The organism is Stenotrophomonas sp. HMWF023 (genome assembly GCF_003060985.1).
Taxonomy (GTDB): domain Bacteria; phylum Pseudomonadota; class Gammaproteobacteria; order Xanthomonadales; family Xanthomonadaceae; genus Stenotrophomonas; species Stenotrophomonas lactitubi.
In genome coordinates this window covers 28,185-43,264 of record NZ_QAIJ01000320.1, presented here as the reverse complement: position 1 = coordinate 43,264, position 15,080 = coordinate 28,185, and the positions used below count along the sequence as shown (strand labels likewise).

The window sequence follows — 15,080 nt, the reverse complement described above, 5'->3', positions numbered from 1 at the left end:
GTTGACCCCGTCCACATAGGCGCGCGCAGCCGCAGGGTCGCTGCCCAGCGCATCCTGCAGATGGGCCTCAGTGCGCGCGCGCAGGCGGTGTACGTGCATGCGCTTGTCGGCTTCGATCGCCTTCGCCCCGAACAGCGCGGACAGTTCACCGGCGGCACTGCGCCGCATCAGGTCCATTTCGAAATAACGTTCCTGCGCGTGAATACGGCCGAGCGCCCGCAGCGCATCAGCCTTGTTGCCGGCGGTGATGGTGACCACCCCCAGCGCATCGCGCTCCACGGTGACCTTGCCGGCCAGCCCGGGCAAAGGGCGCTCGCCATCCAGCTCGGCCAGGCTGCCGCGCAGCAGCAACCACAGGACCAGGACCGCGAGCAGCACGATCACGACCAACGCACCCAGAATCCACCGCCACTTACGACGCATTGCAGGTCCTTCCCGAGCATGTCGGCCGATTGTAGCCGCAGGCGCAACTGCGACTGATTCCGATTAGATCACCGTATTTCCAGATGGGGCACCATGGGCGCCATCGATTCACAGGAGCTCCCCCCATGAAAGGCAACCCGGACGTCATCGCCTGCCTGAAGGAACTGCTGCGCGGCGAACTCGCCGCCCGCGACCAGTACTTCATCCACTCCCGCCGCTACGAGGACCAGGGCCTGTTCGCGCTGTACGAACGCCTGAACCACGAGATGGAAGAAGAGACCCAGCATGCCGACGCGCTGCTGCGCCGGATACTGTTCCTGGGCGGCGACCCGGACATGCGCCCGCATGCCACCGAGCCGGGCAGGACCGTGGAGGAAATGCTGCGCAAGGACCTGGACACCGAATACGCCGTTCGCAACAACCTCGCCGCCGGCATGAAGCTGTGCGAGGAGAAGGGCGACTACGTGAGCCGCGACATGCTGCTGGCGCAGTTGAAGGACACCGAGGAAGACCACGCCTGGTGGCTGGAGCAGCAGCTGGGCCTGATCAAGCGCATCGGTCTGGAGCTGTACCAGCTGAGCAAGATCGACGGCAGCGGCGCCCCGGCGCACTGACCGCGTGTTGTAGCGCCGGGCGATGCCCGGTGCCGCTTGATGTAGAGCCGAGCCATGCTCGGCTGCTCTACCTGATGTAGAGCCAAGCCATGCTTGGCTGCATTTCGCAGAAGCACGACGTCCCGTCGCCCGCCAGCACCGGAGCACCGCCAGCCAGCCTTCGCCAGCCAGCTGCTCCACCGCCCGCCAGCCGACAAACAAGAAAGCCGGGGAATGCCCCGGCTTTTTTGTGTCTGACGTCCCGTTCCCGGTAGCGCCGGGCAGGGTGTGTCAACCAAGGTTGACACCTACCCTCATTCGACCGACAGCCCTTCCACTTTCTGCCAGCCACGCGGCAGCAGGTGGCCACGGGTGGCGCGGGCGCCCAGATAGGCCTCGAGCTCGTTGAACTTCAGGCCCATCGTGCGCTGGCCACTGCGCACCTGCAGGGTCTGCCCCGGGCTGATTGCCACGATCGCCACCACGCGTTCGGTGGCGAGCTTGGCCTTGGGGATCTCGATGATCTTGTTGCCCTTGCCCTTGTCCAGTTCCGGCAGGTCGCTGGCGGCGATCGCCAGCAGATTGCCCGAGCTGGTCACCGCGACGATGCGGTCGGTGGCGACGTTGGCCACCACCGACGGCGACAGCACCGAGGAGCCCGCCGACAGGTTCAGCATCGCCTTGCCGGCCTTGTTGCGACCGATCAGGTTCTCGAAGCGGGTGACGAAACCGTAGCCGTGGGTCGAGGCCAGCACGAAGCGGGTATCCGGTTCGGCGCTGGCCAGGGTCACGAAGCTGGTGCCCGCGGCCGGCGAGAAGCGGCCGGTCAGCGGTTCACCGTTGCCGCGTGCCGAGGGCAGGGTATGCACCGGCGTGGAGTAGGCGCGGCCTTCGCTGTCGAGGAACGCGACCTGCTGGGTGCTGCGTGCTCGCACCGCGCCCTGCAGGGCATCGCCATCGCGATAGGACAGGGTCGAAGCGTCGATGTCGTGGCCCTTGGCGGCGCGGATCCAGCCCTTCTCGGACATCACCACCGTCATCGGTTCGCTCGGTACCAGTTCGGTCTCGTCGATGGCCTGCGCCGCCTGGCGCTGCACCAGCGGCGAACGGCGCTCGTCACCGAACTTCTTGGCATCGGCCTGCAGCTCGTCGCGGATCAGCTTCTTCAGCTTGGTCTTGCTGTCGAGGATGGCCATGATCTTGTCGCGTTCCTTGGCCAGCTCGTCCTGCTCGCCACGGATCTTCATCTCTTCCAGGCGGGCCAGCTGCTTCAGCTTGGTTTCCAGGATGTACTCGGCCTGGTCTTCGGACAGGCCGAAGCGCGCGATCAGCGCCGCCTTCGGTTCGTCCTCGGTACGGATGATGTGGATCACCTCGTCCAGGTTGAGGAACGCCACCAGCAGGCCTTCCAACAGGTGCAGGCGACGCTCGACCTTCTGCAGGCGGTGCTGCAGGCGGCGGGTGACGGTGCTGCTACGGAACGCCAGCCATTCGCTGAGCAGCGTCTTCAGGTTCTTCACCTGCGGACGGCCGTCCAGCCCGATCACGTTGAGGTTGACGCGGTAACTGCGCTCCATGTCCGTGGTGGCGAACAGGTGGCCCATCAACTGCTCGGCGTCGACGCGGTTCGAGCGCGGCACCAGTACCACGCGCACCGGGTTGGCGTGGTCGGACTCATCGCGTACGTCTTCCAGCCACGGCAGTTTCTTGGCACGCATCTGCGCGGCGATCTGCTCGATCACCTTCGACGGCGACACCTGGAACGGCAACGCGGTGACCACCACGTTGTGGGTTTCCTTGATGTAGGTCGCACGCGCACGCACGCTGCCGTTGCCGGTCTCGTACATGTTCCGCAGGTCGTTGGCCGGGGTGATGATCTCGGCATTGGATGGGTAGTCGGGGCCCTTCACGTGCTCGCACAGGTCGCGCACGCTGGCGTCCGGATCGTCCAGCAGGTGCAGCAGCGCGCTGACGATCTCGTTGAGGTTGTGCGGCGGCACATCGGTGGCCATGCCCACGGCGATGCCGGTGGTGCCGTTCAGCAGCAGATGCGGCAGGCGTGCCGGCATCCAGGTCGGTTCCTGCAGGGTGCCGTCGAAGTTCGGCGCCCAGTCGGTGGTGCCCTGGCCCAGTTCGCCCAGCAGCACTTCGGCGATCGGGGTCAGCTTGGATTCGGTGTAACGCATCGCCGCGAACGACTTCGGGTCATCGCTGGAACCGAAGTTGCCCTGGCCTTCGATCAGCGGATAACGGTACGAGAACGGCTGCGCCATCAGCACCAGCGCTTCGTAGCACGCGCTGTCGCCATGCGGGTGGTACTTACCGATGACGTCACCGACGGTGCGCGCGGACTTCTTCGGCTTGGACGCGGCATTCAGGCCCAGCTCGCTCATCGCATAGATGATGCGGCGCTGCACCGGCTTCAGGCCGTCGCCGAGGAACGGCAGGGCGCGATCCAGGACCACGTACATCGAGTAGTCGAGGTAGGCGCGTTCGGCGTACTCGCGCAGCGGCAGTTGTTCGAAACCGTGGAACACGGGGCGGGCAAGATCGGTCATGCGGCGTTGTTACCTATGTCGGGAGGCGGTGACGGCGGTCGCCGCTCTCAATCCAGTGATTATCCGGATGCGGCGGGGGATGCCAAGCCGCGTGCAGGGTCAAGGCCCGGTTCCAGGCCGTGGCCGGCCCGTGCCAGGTAGCGTCCGGGCGGCAACCCGAAGTGTCGCCGGAACACGGTGACGAAGGCGCTGGCGCTGCTGAAGCCCAGTGCGTGGGCGATATCGGCCACGCTGCGGCCCTCGCTGAGCTGCCGCAGCGCCTCGGCCAGCCGCGCCTGCTGGCGCCACTGGGCGAAGCTCAGGGTGGTCTCGTCGCGGAAATGACGGGTCAGGCTGCGCGGCGACAGGCCGGCCCAATGCGCCCACTGCGCCAGGCCGCGCTCGTCGGCCGGGTCGGCCAGCAGCTGCGAGGCGATCTTCAGCAGGCGCCGGTCGCGTGGCATCGGCAGGTGCATGCGCTGGCGCGGCGCGGTACGGATCTCGTCCAGCAGCACGTTGATGATGTGCTGCCGTTCGGTGGTGCTTTCGTAGTCCTGCGGCCAGTCGCAGATGCGTTCAGCCACCGCCTGCGCCAGCCGCGAGATGCCCAGTACGCAGGGGTCGGCCGGCAGTTCGGCGCACAGCGGTGCGGCCAGCACCATGCCCCAGCCGCGCAGGGGTCCATCGATGTGGACCGTATGCGGTTCGGCCGGTGGCATCCAGCCCGCCGAGCCTGGCGCCAGCGACCAGGTGCCATGCGAGGTGCGGGTGGTCAGCAGGCCGCGTTCGACGCAGATCAGCTGCGCGCGGACGTGGTGATGCCAGTCCACTTCGCGGGCCAGCCCCTGCGGGCTGTCGAAGCGGAAGGCGATGACCGGCGGGCCGTCATTGCGCTCGAACCAGTCCAGCGCTTCTTCACGCAGCAGGGTGGCAGGTCCAGGTTCGCCCGCCTTCACGTGGGCTGGGGGTGGCTTGAATGTGACATTCATTGGCTGGATTGTACTACCGGGCCAGTTGGGGGCGCCATTAAGGTGGCGCCTTCACCTGATCCAGCCCATTGCTGCAACACAGCATTTGATGCCAGATCGAATATTTCCATTGAGAAATATTTTTTTTGGAAGAGAATGCTCCCCCATGATCTGTCCTGCAACCACTCCCCCCAGCTTCGGCCTGCTGCTGCGCCAGGTGCGCGACGGCCTGGTCCGCCAGCTCGATGCGTCCATGGCCGAAGAAGACCTCGGCATCGGCTTCACCCACTACATCGGGCTGAAGGTGCTCTCGAACATGGCGCCGTGCACGGCCAACGAACTGGCCCAGGCCATCGACCAGGTGCCCAGCGCGGTCACCCGCCTGCTGGACAAGCTGGAAGCGCTCGGTTGCGTGCGCCGCGAGCCGCATGCCCAGGACCGGCGTGCGCTGCAGATCGTATTGACCGATGAAGGCCGCGCGCTGTGGGCGCGGTTGAAGCTGCGCGGCGACGCGGTGATGGATTACGCCCTGCGCGATCTGTCCGCCGACGAACGCACCCAGCTGCTGTCCCTCCTGACCCGAATCCGCGATTCCCTGACGACCCCATGAACCCGATCCCGCATCCCACTCTCCGCCGGTCCGGGCGCGCGCTGCTGGTTTCAGCGCTGGCCCTGGCCCTGGCCGCCTGCGCCAGCAGCCGCGGCCTCACCCCGCAGGGCCACGTGCTCGACGTGGACAGCCTGCACAGCGAACGCACCCTGGCCGACAGCGACCTGAGCGCTGCCGGTTTTCCCGCCCAGGACTGGTGGAAGGCACTGGGCGACGCGCAGCTGGATGCGCTGATCGCCGAAGGCCTGGCTGGGCATCCGAGCCTGGACGCCGCCGACGCCCGCCTGCGCCAGGCACAGTCACAGGTCGGCACCGCACGCGCCGATCGCCTGCCCAGCCTCTCCGTGTCCGGTGGCTACACCGGCCTGCGCCTGCCCGAATCGATGGCCGGCGATGAAATCGGTGGCCATTACGCCGGCAGCAGCCAGGTCGCCTTCGATTTCAGCTACGGCATCGACCTCTGGGGTGGCAAGCGCGCCGCCTGGGAGGCCGCCGTGGACGGCGCTCATGCCGCTACCGTCGAGGCCCAGGCCGCACGCCTGAACCTGTCCACCGGCATCGCCCAGGCCTATACCGACCTGGCCTACGCTTGGCAGCTCAACGACGTGGCCGAAGAAGAGCTGGCGCGCTCGCAGAAGTCGCTGGAACTGACCCGTCAGCGTCGCAGCGCCGGCATCGACAGCGACCTGCAGGTGCGCCAGGCCGAAGCCCGTGTGCCGGCCGCACAGCAGCAGTTGCTGGCGGCGCAGCAGCGTATCGATGCGGGACGCACTGCATTGGCCGCGCTGGTCGGCAAGGGCCCGGACCGGGGCCTGTCGATCGAACGCCCGCGCGCGATGAACCCGTTGGCGCTGCAGCTGCCGGGCGTGGTGCCCAGTGAGCTGCTCGGTCGTCGCCCCGACATCGTCGCCGCGCGCTGGCGGGTGGAAGCGGCCGACAAGCAGATCAAGGTCGCCAAGACCAAGTTCTACCCGAGCCTCAACCTGACCGCGCTGGCCGGCGTGGTCGCACCGAATATCGGCGACCTGCTGCAGAGCAGCTCCAGCTTCGCCTACATCGGCCCGGCGCTGAGCATGCCGATCTTCGAAGGCGGCAAGCTGCGCGCCAACCTGGCCAACACCGACGCGCAATACGACCTGGCCGTAGCGAACTACAACCAGGCGGTGCTCGATGCACTGCGCGACGTGGCCGACCAGGTCAACGCAGTGCGCTCACTGGCGCAGCAGGCACAGTCGCAGCAGCAGGCGGTGGATACCGCACGCGCCGCGTTCGACCTGGCCCAGCAGCGCTATCGCGCCGGCATCGGCAGCTACCTGGACGTGCTGACCGCGCAGTCCACCCTGCTGCAATCGCAGCAGCAGCTGGCCGGCCTGCAGTCGCAGCAGCTGCAGACCTCGGTGCGCCTGAGCAAGGCGCTCGGCGGTGGTTTCCAGCCCAGTGACGCCGACGCCGCACCGCTTGCTTCCCATTCCGATTCCTCGCATTCCTGAAGACGCCTGCCATGAGCCAGACCCAAGACACTGCGGCCCCTGCCGCCCCCAACCGTCGCGGCAAGCTGCTGCGCGGCCTGTTCGTGATCGTCGTGCTGCTGCTGGCGGCACTGGCGCTGTGGTACTTCATGTTCGGCCGTTGGTTCGAAGAGACCGACGACGCCTACGTGCAGGGCAACCAGGTGCAGATCACCCCGCTGGTGGCCGGTACCGTGGTCGCCATCAACGCCGATGACGGCATGCGCGTGGAGCGCGGCCAGCTGCTGGTGCAGCTGGACCCGGCCGATACCTCGGTAGCCCTGCAGCAGGCTGAAGCCAACCTGGCCAAGACCGTGCGCCAGACCCGCGGTCTGTACCGCAGCGTCGAAGGTGCGCAGGCAGATCTGAACGCACGCCAGGTGACCCTGAAGCGCGTGCGCGACGACTTCGCACGCCGCAAGGGCCTGGCCGCCACCGGCGCCATTTCCAACGAAGAACTGGCCCACGCCGGCGATGAGCTGGCGGCTGCCGAAGCGGCCGTGGCCGGTTCGCGCGAGACCGTCGAGCGCAACCGTGCGCTGGTCGACGACACCGTGATCGCCACCCAGCCGGATGTGCAGGCCGCCGCCGCACAGCTGCGCCAGGCCTTCCTCAACAATGCGCGTTCGGGCATCGTCGCGCCGGTCACCGGCTATGTCGCCCGTCGTTCGGTGCAGGTCGGCCAGCGCGTGCAGCCGGGCAATGCCCTGATGGCAGTGGTGCCGACCGAGCAGATGTGGGTTGAGGCCAACTTCAAGGAAACCCAGCTGCGCCACATGCGCTTGGGCCAGGAAGTGGAGCTGAAGTCGGACCTGTATGCCGGCGACGTGAAGTACAAGGGCCGCATCGACAGCCTCGGCCTGGGCACCGGTTCGGCGTTCTCGTTGCTGCCGGCGCAGAATGCCAGCGGCAACTGGATCAAGATCGTGCAGCGCGTGCCGGTGCGCATCGCCATCGATGCCAAGCAGCTGGCCGAACACCCGCTGCGCATCGGCCTGTCGATGAAGGCCGAAGTGAGCCTGCGCGACCAGAAGGGCGAAGTGCTGCCGAGCGCGGCCGCCAAGGGCACGGTGTTCGACACCGACGTGTACGCCAAGCAGTTGCACGATGCCGATGAGGTGATCCACACGATCATCCAGGGCAACCTGCCGCAGCAGGGCAAGGCGAGCTGAGGCCGGCCATGTCCGCACAAGCTCCAGCTGCGCCCGGCTCTCCGGGCGCACCGGCGGCGCCGGGTGCGGCCGCCGGCTTCCTGCCACCCAGTGTGGCCCTGTGCACCGTGGGCCTGGCGATGGCCTCGTTCATGCAGGTGCTCGACACCACCATCGCCAACGTCTCGTTGCCGACCATCGCCGGTAATCTTGGCGCCAGTTCGCAGCAGGCGACGTGGGTCATCACCTCGTTCGCGGTCAGCACCGCGATCGCACTGCCGCTGACCGGCTGGCTCAGCCGTCGCTTCGGCGAGCGCAAGCTGTTCGTGTGGGCCACGCTGGCCTTCGTGATCACCTCGCTGCTGTGCGGCCTGGCCCAGAGCATGGGCATGCTGGTGCTGTCGCGCGCGCTGCAGGGCTTCGTCGCCGGCCCGATGTATCCCATCACCCAGTCGCTGCTGGTCTCGATCTATCCAAGAGAGAAGCGCGGACAGGCGCTGGCGCTGCTGGCGATGATCACCGTGGTAGCACCAATCTGTGGGCCGATCCTCGGTGGCTGGATCACCGACAACTACAGTTGGGAATGGATCTTCCTGATCAACGTACCGCTGGGCATCTTCGCAGCGCTGGTGGTCGGCAATCAGTTGAAGGGACGCCCGGAGCAGGTCGAGAAGCCGAAGATGGACTACGTCGGCCTGGTCACCCTGGTGATCGGCGTGGGTGCCTTGCAGCTGGTGCTCGACCTTGGCAACGACGAGGACTGGTTCTCGTCGATGAAGATCGTGGTGCTGGCCTGCGTGGCCGTGGTGGCGCTGACCGTGTTCCTGATCTGGGAACTGACCGACAAGGATCCTATCGTCGACCTGAAGCTGTTCCGGCACCGCAACTTCCGTGCCGGCACGCTGGCGATGGTGGTGGCTTACGCGGCGTTCTTCAGCGTGGCCCTGCTGATTCCGCAGTGGCTGCAGCGCGACATGGGTTACACCGCGATCTGGGCGGGCCTGGCGACGGCGCCGATCGGCATCCTGCCGGTGATCATGACCCCGTTCGTGGGCAAGTACGCATCGCGCTTCGACATGCGCATGCTGGCCACGATCGCGTTCGTGGTGCTGTCGATGACCAGTTTCCTGCGTTCGGGCTTCAACCTGCAGGTGGACTTCAATCATGTGGCCGGCGTGCAGCTGATCATGGGTATCGGCGTGGCGTTGTTCTTCATGCCGGTGCTGCAGATCCTGCTGTCGGACCTGGATGGTCGTGAGATCGCGGCCGGCTCGGGCCTGGCCACGTTCCTGCGGACGCTGGGCGGCAGCTTCGCCGCGTCGCTGACCACCTGGTTGTGGGCGCGTCGTACGCAGGTGCATCACGCAGACCTGACCGAACACATCTCGGTATATCAGCCGGGCATGCAGGACCAGGTGGCGGCGATGGGGCAGGGAGACCTGCAACATGGTGCGGCGGTGCTGAACAACATGATCAACCACCAGGCATCGCAGATGGGTTTCAACGACATCTTCTTCCTGTTGGGCTGGATCTTCCTGGCGATCATCTCGTTCCTGTGGCTGGCCAAGCCGCCATTCGGTGCAGGTGCGGGTGCCGCAGCCGGTGGCGGGCACTGATCGATCGTTGTTGTTGAAACGCAGAAACCCCGCCGGAAGGCGGGGTTTTTGTTTGCACCGCATCCACACCATGCGTGAGGCTTTCAGTAGATCCACGCCACGCGTGGATGAACCGCCGCGATAACGATCGCGTTTCAAATTCCGGACATGAAAAAACCCGCTTGCGCGGGTTTGATCATTGTCTGAGTCATGGTGCCCAGGAGAGGACTCGAACCTCCACGAAGTTGCCCCCGCTAGCACCTGAAGCTAGTGCGTCTACCAATTCCGCCACCTGGGCGACTCAGGAGGAGAATTTTGCAGGAAGGTTGGATATGTGTCAACACCATTTCACACATTTTTTTCTGCACCCATTTCCGCGTCCACATCCAGATGCAGCAGCAGGCTGCGCATCGGCGGCGAGAGCGTTTTCCAGTCGGCAAACGCGGCGCACAGTCGGCGCTGTGCCCATGCGTTGCCGAGTGCAACGGCGACAATGCCGGTGGCCCGTCGGTGCTGCCGTGCGATCGTGCGTGGCGCGATGCCCACGCCGATGCCAAGGCCCACCATCGTGCACAGGCCTTCGAAGGTCTTCATGCGGATGCGCACGTCGAGCGTGCGTCCGGACTCTGCTGCCAGTTCTTCGATATAGGTCTGCAGTGCGTTGCCGTCGGCCAGCGCGACGAAGGTCTCGCCCAGCACATCGCTGAAGTCGAGCGAGCGCCGCGCGGCGAAGCGATGGCCAGCCGGCAGCAGCATCATCAGCGGGTCTTCCGCAACCACATGGCGGTGCAACCCGTCGGCGGGGACGGCGTCACTGATGATGCCGGCCTCTGCCTGGCCGGCACGGATCGCGCGCACGACTTCATTGCTGGTGCGTTCGTGCAGTTCGACGCGCAGGCGAGGGCGTTCGGCCAGCCATGGGGCCAGTCGCGCGGGCAGATAGTTTGTCAGTGCCGCGGTGTTGGCATACAGGTGCAACGTACCGCGCGCGCCGTGGGCGAAGGCCTGCAGTTCGCCGCGCAGCTGTGCCTGCTGCTGCAGGATCAGGCGCGCGTGATGGGCCAGTGCGGCGCCCGCTTCGGTGACGCTGACGCCGCGCGGGTGACGGGTCAGCAGCGCGGTGCCGGCGTCGGTTTCGATCGCGCGCAGGCGTTCGCTGGCCGAGCCCAGTGCCAGATTCGCCTCTACGGCGCCGGCGGTGATGCTGCCGGCGTCGGCCACCGCCAGGAACAGGCGCAGATCGGCAATGTCCAGGCGCATGTCATGACCTCGCATCGTGGCCGTTGCCTTCGGAGCAGCCGAAGGGTAGGGCGGGAATGCCGCATTGTGCGCTGATCTGCCGCCGGCTCCAATGAAGGCATGAACGAAACGATCTACTTCTATGGGTTGCTGGTGGGGGTGTTCCTGTTGGCCGGGGTGGTCAAAGGCGTGACCGGCATGGGCCTGCCGACCGTGGCGATGGGGCTGCTGGGCGGCGCGTTGTCGCCGGTAGCGGCGGCCTCGATGCTGTTCATTCCCACCTTTGTCACCAATGCCTGGCAGCTGCTGTCCGGTCCATCGGTGGGGCGGATCGTGCGGCGGCTGTGGCCGATGATGCTGGCGGTGGTGATCGCCACCCTCGGTGCCGCCGCGTTGCTGGTGCGGGTGGATCGTGATGTGTCGCGTGTCGCGTTGGGCGTGGCGCTGGTGGTCTACGCCGGGTACGCGTTGCTGGCGCCGGTGTTGCGGGTACCGGCTCGGCGCGAGCGCTGGCTGGGGCCGCTGGTCGGGGCGGTGTCCGGTGTGGTGACCGGCGCAACCGGCGTGTTCGTGATGCCGGCGGTGCCCTACCTGCAGTCGTTGGGATTGCAGCGCGACGAGCTGGTGCAGGCGCTGGGCCTTGCATTCACGGTGTCCACGATTTCGCTGACCACGGGCCTGGTGCTGCATGGTGCGTTCGGCGTGCAGCAGCTCGGCCTCAGCGCCTTGGCAGTGGTGCCGTCGCTGGCCGGGATGTGGCTGGGGCAGGTGATCCGCCAGCGCATCAGCGCGCGGGTATTCCGTGCCTGCTTCCTCGGCTTCCTGTTGCTGCTGGGCCTGGAGCTGGTGCTGCGTTCGTGGTGGTGATGCTGGCCGGACGCCAGACAAGAAAAAACCCGCTTTCGCGGGTGTTTTTCATTCTCGACATGGTGCCCAGGAGAGGACTCGAACCTCCACGAAGTTGCCCCCGCTAGCACCTGAAGCTAGTGCGTCTACCAATTCCGCCACCTGGGCGTCGAGGAGGAGAATTATGCGGTGCCGTGATGGAGGTGTCAACACCCTTGTGAAACTCCCGCGCCGGTCGCGCCCTGCATATCCACGCCATGCGTGGATGGGGTGCCACATCCGGATTACAGGCAAAAAAAATCCCCGCCGAAGCGAGGAGTTTTTTCGTTGGTGCCCAGAAGAGGACTCGAACCTCCACGGTTTTACCCGCTAGTACCTGAAACTAGTGCGTCTACCAATTCCGCCATCTGGGCGTTCCAGAGGCGCAATTGTGAAGATGAACCGGGGACCTGTCAACGATTTCCCGAAAATTCTTAATGGGGATGCTTCAACTGTTTTGCTGACCCGTTCTGCACGCCCGCAACGGCTACCATGGAGGGCGATGACTACCAAAAAACCAAGCAAGGGCGGGAGCAAGTCCCGCAGTGAAGCCCCGAACAAGGGCGCCAAGGCCGGTCCGGCCCGCAACAAAAAGCCAGGCAAGCCGTTGCCGGGTTGGCTGCCCGCCGTGGCCGATGGCGCCGCCGCGCCGCGCGGACGTGGCCCGCGCAACGCAGAGGCACCGGGTCCGGCGCCGGGCCGCAAGCTGCCGCCGACGGGCAAGGTGATCGACGATCCCTATGCGTCCCGCGAAGCGGAAAAGTACGAACAACCCATTGCCAGCCGCGAGGCCATCCTGGCCCTGCTGGAGCGCTGCGAAGGGCCGCAGACCGCTGAAGAACTCGGCGCGCGCCTGGGCCTGACCGCACCGGACCGTGCCGAAGCGCTGTCGCGCCGGCTCGGCGCCATGGTCCGCGATGGCCAGCTGGTGCAGAACCGCCGCGGTGGCTTCGCACCCATCCAGACGTTGAACCTGGTCACCGGCGTGGTGATTGCCAATCCGGAAGGGTTCGGCTTCCTGCGCCCTGTCGAGGGCGGCGACGATCTGTTCCTGCCGCCGTATGAAATGCGCAAGGTGATGCACGGCGACAAGGTGTTGGCCCGTGTTACCGGCATTGATCATCGCGGCCGTCGCGAAGGCAGCATCGCCCGCGTGCTCGAGCGCGGCATGACGCGCCTGATCGGCCGCTTCAGCGTCGAGATGGGCATCAACTACGTGGTGCCCGATGACAAGCGCATCCAGCGCAACGTGCAGGTGCCACCGGATCAGATCGGCGGTGCGCGCGATGGCCAGCTGGTCGTCTGCGAACTGACCCAGGCACCGGACAGCCGCCGTCCCCCGATCGGCCGCATCATCGCCGTGCTCGGCGACAAGCTGACCGCATCGCTGGTGGTGGAAACCGCGATTCACGGCCACGAACTGCCGTTCGAGTTCCCGCAGGAGGTGCTGGACGAAGCCGCCTCGGTGCCGCTGGTGGTCGAGCCGGCGATGATCGGTGACCGCGTCGACCTGCGCAGCACGCCGCTGGTCACCATTGATGGCGAGGACGCCAAGGACTTCGACGACGCGGTGTACTGCGAGCCGAACGCCGACGGCTTCCGCCTGGTGGTCGCCATTGCCGACGTCTCCAACTATGTCCGTCCCGGCACGCCGCTGGACGATGAAGCGCAGAAGCGCGCCACCTCGGTGTACTTCCCGGGTTTCGTGGTGCCGATGCTGCCGGAAACGCTGTCCAACGGCATCTGCTCGCTGATGCCGAAGGTCGACCGCATGTGCTTCGTCTGCGACATGCAGATCGACCGCGAAGGCGTCGTCACCCACTCGCGCTTCTACGAAGCGGTGATGAATTCGCACGCGCGCCTGACCTACACCCAGGTGTGGCAGGCGGTGGGCGAGGATGATGCCGGTGCCAAGGCGTTCATCGGCGACCTGCTGCCGCAGGTGCAGCGCCTGCACCAGCTGTACAAGGTGCTGTCCAAGGCGCGCACCAAGCGTGGCGCGATCGAGTTTGAAAGCAGCGAAGTCCGCTTCGTGCTCGACAATCGCGGCGAAGTCACCCAGGCCGGCATGCTGGTGCGCAACGATGCGCACAAGCTGATCGAGGAATGCATGATCGCGGCCAACGTGGAGGCGGCGAAGTATCTGTTGTCGCGCCATGTGCCGGCGCCTTACCGCGTGCATGAGAAGCCGCCGGAGACCAAGTACGCCGATCTGCTGGAATTCCTCAAGGAGTTCAAGCTGAGCCTGCCGCCGTGGTCGAAGGTGCGCCCGGGCGATTACACCAAGCTGCTGAAGAAGATCCGCGACCGTCCCGATGCCACGCTGCTGGAATCAGTGCTGCTGCGCAGCCAGAGCCTGGCCGTGTACAGCCCCGACAACAACGGCCACTTCGGCCTGGCGCTGGAGGCGTACGCGCACTTCACCTCGCCGATCCGTCGTTACCCGGATCTGCTGGTGCATCGTGCGATCAAGCATGCGCTGTCGGGCAAGCCGCTGGACAAGTTCACCTACAACGCCCGCGAGATGGCCGCACTGGCTCTGCAGTGCTCCGAGCGTGAGCGTCGTGCCGATGAAGCCGAGCGCGAGGTGGATGAGCGTTACCGCGCCGCGTGGATGGAAAAGCACGTGGGTGGCCAGTTCGACGGCGTGATCAGCGGCGTGACCAGCTTCGGCCTGTTCGTGGAGTTGGCCGACTCGAAGGTTCAGGGCCTGGTGCACGTGACCCAGCTGCCGCAGGACTATTACAAGTTCGACGCGACCCGCAAGACGTTGACCGGTGAGCGCCGTGGCAGCAGTTACCGCCTGGGTGACCAGGTGCGCATCCTGGTGCTGAAGGCCAGCATGGAAGAGCGCAAGATCGACTTCCGTCTGGTCGAGCACAAGGGCGAGGAAGAGGTGCAGAACCCGGCGCCGCTGCCCGAGCGCGGTAAGCCGGCCAAGCGCACGAAAAAGCAGTATTGAAAGGTGTGCCGACCAACGGTCGGCACCCACCTCACCCGGTAGGTGCCAACCGTTGGTTGGCACGACGTTTCGGAGGAAGCGGCAATGCAGGGCCAACCCGAATACAGCGGCGGCTGCCAGTGCGGTGCGATCCGCTTCCAGGCGCGGGGCGAGCTGACCGACAGCTCGATCTGCCACTGCCGGATGTGCCAGAAGGCCTTCGGCGCCTACTACGCGCCGCTGGTTTCGGTGCGTGGCGTGCAGTTCAGCTGGACCCGCGGCCAGCCGCGCTACTTCCAGTCCTCCAACGTGGTGCGGCGCGGGTTCTGCGCCGACTGCGGCACGCCGCTGACCTATGAAGCCCCCGATGGCGTGGCGGTGGCCGCCGGTGCCTTCGACCAGCCTGAGCGCCTGCCGCCGACCATCCAGTATGGCGTCGAGCGCAAGCTGCCCTTCGTAGACGGACTGGGCAGGCTGCCGGCACGCCGCACCGAAGAGGATGCCGCCGCGCTGGAGTTCCTCGCCGCGATCGTGTCCCACCAGCACCCCGACCACGACACCCCGCACTGGCCACCGCGCACGCGCGGGTAGCGCCGGGCCATGCCCGGCGGGGGCGTCGGACAACGGTCG

Annotated in this window: 12 protein-coding genes and 3 tRNA genes; 8 read left to right on the top strand and 7 right to left on the bottom strand. The window is 66.3% G+C overall.

What is annotated here, in order from left to right:
* A partial coding sequence (locus DBR20_RS19700) for a penicillin acylase family protein (protein WP_146187060.1) occupies positions 1-423 on the bottom strand: 423 nt, incomplete at its 3' end.
* A 125-nt stretch (positions 424-548) separates the two neighbouring features.
* Between DBR20_RS19700 and bfr the strand changes: the two genes are divergently transcribed.
* Positions 549-1,037 (top strand): bacterioferritin, encoded by a 489-nt coding sequence (gene bfr, locus DBR20_RS19695; RefSeq protein WP_108267855.1) that lies wholly within the window; start codon positions 549-551, stop codon positions 1,035-1,037.
* Between the two features lie 293 nt (positions 1,038-1,330).
* Here the strand turns inward: bfr and parC are convergent, their stop codons facing one another.
* The gene (parC, locus tag DBR20_RS19690) at positions 1,331-3,574 is read right to left on the bottom strand and encodes a DNA topoisomerase IV subunit A (RefSeq protein ID WP_108267853.1); all 2,244 of its coding nucleotides are present in this window, start codon (positions 3,572-3,574) and stop codon (positions 1,331-1,333) included.
* Between the two features lie 59 nt (positions 3,575-3,633).
* Positions 3,634-4,542: a helix-turn-helix transcriptional regulator gene (locus tag DBR20_RS19685; protein ID WP_089239882.1), complete on the bottom strand. Its 909-nt coding sequence runs from the start codon at positions 4,540-4,542 to the stop codon at positions 3,634-3,636.
* 145 nt (positions 4,543-4,687) lie between these two features.
* On the opposite strand from DBR20_RS19685, the gene emrR reads away from it, so the two are divergent.
* The 4 genes from emrR to emrB are packed head-to-tail and all read left to right on the top strand — an operon-like array spanning position 4,688 to position 9,406.
* A complete protein-coding gene (gene emrR / locus DBR20_RS19680) occupies positions 4,688-5,131 on the top strand; it encodes a multidrug efflux system transcriptional regulator EmrR (RefSeq protein WP_025877626.1) in 444 nt (147 codons plus the stop codon).
* Positions 5,128-6,621 carry a multidrug efflux transporter outer membrane subunit EmrC gene (gene emrC, locus DBR20_RS19675; protein WP_108267851.1) on the top strand — a complete coding sequence of 498 codons (1,494 nt, stop codon included), beginning with the start codon at positions 5,128-5,130 and terminating at the stop codon, positions 6,619-6,621. The genes emrR and emrC overlap by 4 nt, the downstream gene beginning before the upstream one ends.
* Before the next feature lie 11 nt (positions 6,622-6,632).
* The gene (gene emrA, locus DBR20_RS19670; protein ID WP_089239888.1) at positions 6,633-7,811 is read left to right on the top strand and encodes a multidrug efflux MFS transporter periplasmic adaptor subunit EmrA; all 1,179 of its coding nucleotides are present in this window, start codon (positions 6,633-6,635) and stop codon (positions 7,809-7,811) included.
* Between the two features lie 8 nt (positions 7,812-7,819).
* Positions 7,820-9,406, top strand: a complete 1,587-nt coding sequence (emrB, locus tag DBR20_RS19665; protein ID WP_108267849.1) for a multidrug efflux MFS transporter permease subunit EmrB — start codon at positions 7,820-7,822, stop codon at positions 9,404-9,406.
* Positions 9,407-9,596: 190 nt separating this feature from the next.
* Here the strand turns inward: emrB and DBR20_RS19660 are convergent.
* Both DBR20_RS19660 and DBR20_RS19655 read right to left on the bottom strand, forming a co-directional pair.
* Positions 9,597-9,683 (bottom strand) — tRNA-Leu (locus DBR20_RS19660).
* Positions 9,684-9,733: 50 nt separating this feature from the next.
* Positions 9,734-10,645 (bottom strand): LysR substrate-binding domain-containing protein, encoded by a 912-nt coding sequence (locus tag DBR20_RS19655; protein ID WP_108267847.1) that lies wholly within the window; start codon positions 10,643-10,645, stop codon positions 9,734-9,736.
* A gap of 99 nt (positions 10,646-10,744) precedes the next feature.
* Here DBR20_RS19655 and DBR20_RS19650 point away from each other — a divergent pair, with 99 nt between their 5' ends.
* Positions 10,745-11,491, top strand: a complete 747-nt coding sequence (locus DBR20_RS19650; protein WP_108267845.1) for a sulfite exporter TauE/SafE family protein — start codon at positions 10,745-10,747, stop codon at positions 11,489-11,491.
* A 60-nt stretch (positions 11,492-11,551) separates the two neighbouring features.
* Here the strand turns inward: DBR20_RS19650 and DBR20_RS19645 are convergent.
* Positions 11,552-11,638, bottom strand: a tRNA-Leu gene (locus DBR20_RS19645).
* A gap of 160 nt (positions 11,639-11,798) precedes the next feature.
* Positions 11,799-11,883: transfer RNA gene (locus tag DBR20_RS19640), tRNA-Leu, on the bottom strand.
* 128 nt (positions 11,884-12,011) lie between these two features.
* Between DBR20_RS19640 and rnr the strand changes: the two genes are divergently transcribed.
* Both rnr and DBR20_RS19630 read left to right on the top strand, forming a co-directional pair.
* The gene (rnr, locus tag DBR20_RS19635; protein ID WP_108267843.1) at positions 12,012-14,471 is read left to right on the top strand and encodes a ribonuclease R; all 2,460 of its coding nucleotides are present in this window, start codon (positions 12,012-12,014) and stop codon (positions 14,469-14,471) included.
* A gap of 84 nt (positions 14,472-14,555) precedes the next feature.
* Complete coding sequence (locus DBR20_RS19630; protein ID WP_108267841.1) at positions 14,556-15,041, top strand: GFA family protein; 486 nt, start codon at positions 14,556-14,558, stop codon at positions 15,039-15,041.
* Positions 15,042-15,080 lie beyond the last annotated feature (39 nt).